A 258-nucleotide genomic window follows, 5' to 3' on the forward strand; every position below is an offset into this window, starting at 1 on the left:
TGTCTATTTCGGGCGGCTTCCGATTTCGTAGCGCAACGAGTGAGGATGCAAGAGCTCCGCCTGAGGAAAGATCATAAACGCAATTTTTACCGAGAGAGCCACGGAGGCAATATAGAATGTCGCCGGCCTGGAGCTTCGCTCCTCCCATCGTCGCGTACTTCTCAGCGGTGATGTAGTTCATCGAGGAGAAGTCAACGCGTCCGTCCTTCAGGTGGCCGGCGTTGATGAATGGCACTCCTTCATCGACGAGTTCGTTGC

1 pseudogene is annotated in these 258 nt (G+C 54.7%); it reads right to left on the bottom strand.

Annotation, left to right across the window (positions count from 1 at the left end):
• Nucleotides 1-258 (bottom strand): annotated as a pseudogene (locus R4P08_RS18475) (hypothetical protein); the annotation flags it as partial.

It is taken from the genome of Rhodococcus sp. IEGM 1408 (assembly GCF_033142235.1).
Taxonomy (GTDB): domain Bacteria; phylum Actinomycetota; class Actinomycetes; order Mycobacteriales; family Mycobacteriaceae; genus Dietzia.